We start from the raw sequence: 5,673 nt of genomic DNA, 5'->3' as shown, positions 1-5,673 counted from the left end.
CTTGACTTCTATCGGTGATTGCGAACGCCCCGGAAGGAGAGCGTTCGGATGCCGAAGTACGCCCCCAACAAGATGCCGAGCTCGGTGAAGAAGCGGTATTTCGAGTTGCTCAGGGAGGGCTACAAGGGTGCGGCGGCGGCCCGGGTGGTGGGGGTCTCCGCCAGCTGTGGTTCGAACTGGTTCATCGAAGCTGGAAGCATGATCGTCCCCGACGCCGGCCCGATATCGCCGCGCTTCCTGACTCAGAACGACCGCATCGCCATCGCCGACGGACTGCAGGCCAAGCAGACCGTCAAGGAGATCGCCGCGTCGATCGGGAAGAGCTTTCAGACCGTCTACCGCGAGATCAAGCGCAACGCGAAGCCGGACGGCAGCTACCACCCCTGGTGGGCCCACAACCAGTCCCTGCTGCGGCGCCGCCGTCCCAAGGAGGAGAAGATCCGCGGCAGCGAGCCGCTGCGGACGCTCGTGCGCGAGAAGCTCACCGAAAAGTGGTCGCCGCAGCAGATCGCGCGTTACCTGGCCCGCGAGTACGCGAATGACGTGGCGATGCGGGCCTGTCCGGAGACGATCTACCGGGCCCTGTTCGCCGGCCTCCTCGGCCGCCGCGAGGCCAAGCTCCGCACCGGCCGCACCCGCCGCAAGAAGCAGCGCCGTGGTGTCCCCACACTGAACAAGATCAAGAACATGACGCTCATCCACGAGCGACCCATCGAGGTCAACGACCGTACTATTCCCGGGCATTGGGAAGGGGATCTGATCATCGGTCGCGGCCAGGGCTCCGCGATCGGCACCCTCGTCGAGCGCACGACCCGCTACGTGCACCTGATCCACCTGCCGCACGGCTGGAAGGCCCCGCAGGTCCGCAACGCGCTCATCACGCAGACCGCGCACATCCCGCCCCAGCTGCGGCGGACGCTGACCTGGGATCAGGGCCGTGAGCTGACCCTGCACGAGGACATCGAGGCGCTGACCGGGTTCCGGATCTACTTCTGCGACCCGCACTCACCCTGGCAGCGCGGCACGAACGAGAACACCAACGGCCTGCTGCGGCAGTACTTTCCCAAGGGCACCAACCTGTCCGTCCACACTGCACGAGACCTCCGCGAAGTCGCGCATCAGCTCAACCGGCGCCCCCGACTCGTCCTTGGCGACAGGACCCCAGCCGAGGTCATGCGAGAATGCCTCACAGGCCCATTGACCAGGTGATTCGCAACCACTGATAGAAACCGCCCCCTTGAGGTAGAGATCGCGGAGTTGACCGCGCGTCTTGAGGGCGAGCGGGAGGCGTGGTCGCGGTTGCGCATCACTCGGGAGACGGTTGCCGAGGTGATCACGGAGCTGGGAGGGCCCGGGGGGATGGTGTCGGTGACCGTGGGCTCGGGGCCGCAGGGTGTGGTGGATCCCGGGGTGCGGGTGGTGGGGGCGATCATGGTGCCGCACTGGCGGGAGGGGCTGTCGGTGGAGGTGCTGCCGGATGTGTACCGGGACATCGTGGAGGTCGTCATGGATGCGGGGAAGCCGGTGCAGGCGAAGCAGGTCGTGCCCCGGATCGGTCTGCCCGCGGTGACTGCCAAGATCGAGGGGACGCGGGGGAAGCTGAAGCGGCTGGTGGAACGGGGCTGGCTGACGGAGGCCGAGCCCGGACAGTTCACGGCGGCCCACCCGGGCCGGGACATGGATTCGGCGGACTTGCAGAACGATAAAGGCCCTTCTCTCTAACTTCGGAGGTAACCAGCCAGACCGAAGTACAGAAGAAAGAAGGGCCGTTGTGGAACCGTACGACGCCTTCGACGCCAGCGATCCGTTCGCCGCCGCGGCAAGGGCCTTCGACCGCCTGACAGGGGTGTTGGCCGGCCCGGCCTCGTCCGCGCTGCCCCACCACGACCTGGAGAATCTGATCGAGGCTCAGGGCCGTGAGCTGCTGCGGCTGCTGTTCCAGGCCCATCTCGACCTGCGGGAGCGACGGGAGCGGGACCAGGTGCGGCGCGTCGGCCGGGAGGTGGTCCGGGGCGCGGACGGAAAGGTCCGCCCTCATCGTGAACCAGGGCATTCGAGGCGTCTGGCCTGTGTATTCGGCACGGTCACCGTGACGCGGACCGCGTGGCGGGGCAGGTCGATGACCAGTGTCTGCCCGCTCGACGCGGTCCTGTCGCTGCCTGCCGGGCTGCACTCGCACGGCCTGCGCCGGCTCGCGGTCACCGAGGCCGTCCGCGGGTCCTATGACCAGGCCAAGGAGGCGATCGACCGGCGGTGCGGGAAGGTGCTGGGCAAGCGGCAGGCGGAGCGCCTGGTCGTCGAGGCGGCCCGCGACATCGACAGTTTCTACCTCGCCAGGGTGCCCATGCCGGCGACCGCGTCCACCGCGCTGGTCCTGCGGGTCGACGGCAAGGGCATCGTCATGAGGCCCGAGGCCCTGCGGCCCGCGACGTTGAAGGCGCACCGGGACAAGAAACAGGCGATGCGCACGAGGCTGGCGCCGGGCGAGAAAACGAACCGGAAGCGTATGGCCACGCTGGCCTGCGTGTTCGATGTCGATCCCGCGGTGCGTCGTCCGCACGACATCATCGCCCCGCCCCAGGGACGCGGCGGGGACCGGCAGCCCCGGCCGGGGCCGAAGGCGGCCGCGAAGTGGCTGTGCGGCTCGGTGGTCCACCCTGCCGAGCACACCGTCGCTGCCGCCTTCGACCAGGCCGAGGCCCGCGACCGGGATCACGCGCGCAACTGGCTCGTGCTCGTCGACGGCGCCCACCACCAGATCGATCTGGTCCAGGCCGAGGCTGGCAGGCGCGGTATCAAAGTGCACATCCTGATCGATATCGTGCATGTGAGTGAATATGTGTGGGGTGCGGCCCACTGTTTCCACCAGCCCGGCACCCCCGAGTGCGAAGCCTGGGTCGCCGGCCACCTGACGACCATCCTGCACGGTCAGGCCGCCCGGGCCGTTGCCGAGATCACCGCGCAGGCAGACCAGGGTGGACTGCGCGGGACCGGCCGCGAGGGCGCCGACGCCTGCATCCGCTACCTCACCGGCCACGCGGACCGCCTGCACTACGACACCGCGCTGGCCTCCGGCTGGCCGATCGCCACCGGCGCGATCGAGGGCGCCTGCCGCCACGTCATCGCCGACAGGCTCGCCATCACCGGGTCACGATGGGGCCTGGCCGGCTCCGAAGCCACGCCCTGAAGGACAACGGCGACTTCGAGGAGTACTGGCGACACCACCTCGCCCGCGAACATGAACGCCTCTACCCCACCCCCGACCGACACGACTACGGCCTCACCGTTTGATCAGCAGGATCCGCGTAAAAAGGGATACAGCAGTTCACTTCGTCCGCCCGCCCAACGGCACCCGCCGTGCGACGATCTTGCGGTAACTGATGCGCCAGCCCTGCCCGGTGAGCACGATGATGTCTTCATAGGTCACGCTGCCGCTCGTTCCGTCCCTGTTGATTCCGATGCCCTTGGAACGGGCGTGCACTTGGCCGTCGTCTCCCTCCGTGAGGACGATGTTCGTCACGTGATGGCCCACGGGGTTCGCGTCACCCAAGGTGACAGCCGCCGCTCGAATGGCCTCCACCCCCGTCAGCGGCTCTTGGCCGAAGTCCGTGATGTCGTAGACGACATCGTCGGTGAACAACTCATCCAACCGGTCCAACTCTCCCTCGTCGCACAGGTGACCGTGCAGCGAGATCAACTCGGAGATGACGATGCGGTCATCAATGTTCAGTGCCATGGAAGTCCTCACGGGCCGCAAGAGAAACTCAGCCAGGTCCTGGAGAGCGTCATCCCGTGGCCGGTGACCTGGCCGAGGGGCGGCAAGGTCAGCTCGGCCACATCGGGACCCGACGCTACGAGCAGACCCCCACCACGCGCAGCCACATCAGCAAACCTCCAGCTCGCAGCGTCCCTGCAAGCGAGCCACACCCAACTCCGGTTCCAGCGACAGTTCGACCGGTGACTGCACCGGACCGGCGGTGCACAGCATCGCATCGGTGAGTTCGAACAGCGCATCGCCCCGTCGGTGCAGACAGGAGCGCAACTGGGTCCGGAACGATGCCAGCTCGCGCAGAGCATCGACATCGGGCGTGGGAGAGGGAAGAGTGTGCATCACGGCCTTTGCCTGATCGACTGTCAACTCGTGGCGAGAAGACACGATCATGCAGAGGCCGCCCTGCTGTCATGAGAACCGCAGAATCCGTCCTGCCTCCAACCAGCCCTTGTCACCCGGCGTGACCGGGAACTCAAAATGCAAGGAATCCGCAACCCCACCAACCAACGCCTACGCACACGCTGCGTCACCACCCGCCGCAGGGTGCGTGCGTTCTCGGATCGTGGGACGAAAGCGCTGCTCGCGGTGGGGTGTTGACGGTGCCGACACAGGAGGGCACGGCCCTCGTTGATCACGTGGAGTCGAAGCCGCGTGAGTCAGAGGAACCGTGCCCGGATGCCATCCTGTCTGATCGAGGACCTTGCCTGCACCCTCGATGCCCTTGAAGTCCCCCTTGACCAGGACACTTTGGGCAGATCCGCGGAGGTGATGACACTGCTGGACGCGTTGACGCTCGTACCCGATCCGCGCCGCAGGCAGGGCTGCCGCTACCCGTTCACCGGCCTGCTGTCGGTCGCCGCCGTGGCGGTCCTGTGCGGCGCGCGCTCGCTCGCCGCGATCGTGCGCTGGGCACACGGTGTCACTCCCGCCCTGCTCAGCGACCTGGGGCTTGCCGACGGGGCGGAGGGACGAGTGCCGGCCGCCACCACCTTCGGCCGGACCCTGACCAGGATTGACGGCGACGCACTGGATGACGCCGTGACCGCCTTCACCGAGGCACTCGCCGCCGACCCGCTGGACGACGTCGTGAGCAGCGGGGTGAAATCGCTGGCCGCGGACGGCAAGACCGTGTGCGGTGCAATCGACGCCGAGGGCAAGCAACTGCACCTGCTGTCGGTGTTCCGCCCCGAGACGGGCACGGTGGCCGCCCAGCGCGCGATGCGCGACAAGGGCTGCGAGGTCACCCACTTCCCGGCGGTCCTGGACACCCTGGAGTCCATCGCCGGACTCGTCGTCACCGCCGACGCACTGCACTGCCAGCGGTCCCACGCCACCTACCTGCACGAACGCGGCGCCTTCTACTACTTCCCGGTGCTGGGCAACCAGCCCGGCCTCTTCGCCCGCCTGGACGGCCTGGACTGGGAGAACACCCCGCTCGCCCACGAGAGGACCGAACGCAACCGGGGTCGCACCGAGACACGGACCCTCAAGGTCCTGCCCGCGCCCGAACAGGTCGACTTCCCCCACGCCATGCGGGCCGTGCTCATCGAGCGCACCACCACCGGCCGGGGCGACAGGAAGATCCACTGCTATGCCGAACTCGGCGTCACCAGCGCTCCCACGGCCACCGCGAGCGCCGCCGATCTGGCCCGGATCGCTCGCGACCACTGGGGAGTTGAAGCCATGCACCACGTCAGGGACGTCACCTACGACGAGGACGCCTCCCGGGTACGCACCGGCAGCACACCCCGCTGCCATGACAGCCTTCCGCAACCTCGCCATCAGCCTCGCCCGCCTCGCCGGGCACAAGAACATCGCCGCCGCGAACGACCACTACCGAGACCACCCAACCGACGCACTCCACCTATTCGGTCTCACCACGTGAGAACGCACGCACCCTG

The 5,673-nt window shown here is 67.8% G+C and carries 5 protein-coding genes and 1 pseudogene; 4 read left to right on the top strand and 2 right to left on the bottom strand.

Features of this window, described 5'->3' with window-relative positions; translation table 11 throughout:
• Positions 1 to 48: 48 nt before the first annotated feature.
• The 3 genes and pseudogenes from GFH49_RS33850 (at position 49) to GFH49_RS33840 (ending at position 3,291) form a co-directional block, all read left to right on the top strand.
• The gene (locus tag GFH49_RS33850) at positions 49 to 1,209 is read left to right on the top strand and encodes an IS30 family transposase (protein WP_155057820.1); all 1,161 of its coding nucleotides are present in this window, start codon (positions 49 to 51) and stop codon (positions 1,207 to 1,209) included.
• A 48-nt stretch (positions 1,210 to 1,257) separates the two neighbouring features.
• Positions 1,258 to 1,722, top strand: a complete 465-nt coding sequence (locus tag GFH49_RS33845; protein ID WP_155059886.1) for a hypothetical protein — start codon at positions 1,258 to 1,260, stop codon at positions 1,720 to 1,722.
• A 49-nt stretch (positions 1,723 to 1,771) separates the two neighbouring features.
• A pseudogene (locus GFH49_RS33840) lies at positions 1,772 to 3,291 on the top strand (ISKra4 family transposase).
• Between the two features lie 34 nt (positions 3,292 to 3,325).
• Here GFH49_RS33840 and GFH49_RS33835 read toward each other — a convergent pair.
• Complete coding sequence (locus tag GFH49_RS33835) at positions 3,326 to 3,736, bottom strand: nuclear transport factor 2 family protein (protein WP_155059885.1); 411 nt, start codon at positions 3,734 to 3,736, stop codon at positions 3,326 to 3,328.
• Between the two features lie 147 nt (positions 3,737 to 3,883).
• Positions 3,884 to 4,162: a hypothetical protein gene (locus tag GFH49_RS41680; protein WP_155059884.1), complete on the bottom strand. Its 279-nt coding sequence runs from the start codon at positions 4,160 to 4,162 to the stop codon at positions 3,884 to 3,886.
• A 285-nt stretch (positions 4,163 to 4,447) separates the two neighbouring features.
• Here GFH49_RS41680 and GFH49_RS33825 point away from each other — a divergent pair.
• The coding region (locus tag GFH49_RS33825) for an ISAs1 family transposase (RefSeq protein ID WP_155059883.1) at positions 4,448 to 5,673 on the top strand (1,226 nt) is incomplete at its 3' end.

This window comes from Streptomyces blattellae (assembly GCF_009709555.1).
Lineage (GTDB): Bacteria > Actinomycetota > Actinomycetes > Streptomycetales > Streptomycetaceae > Streptomyces > Streptomyces blattellae.
Note: the sequence above shows the minus strand (reverse complement) of the source record. Positions and strands in the feature narration are given on the sequence as shown.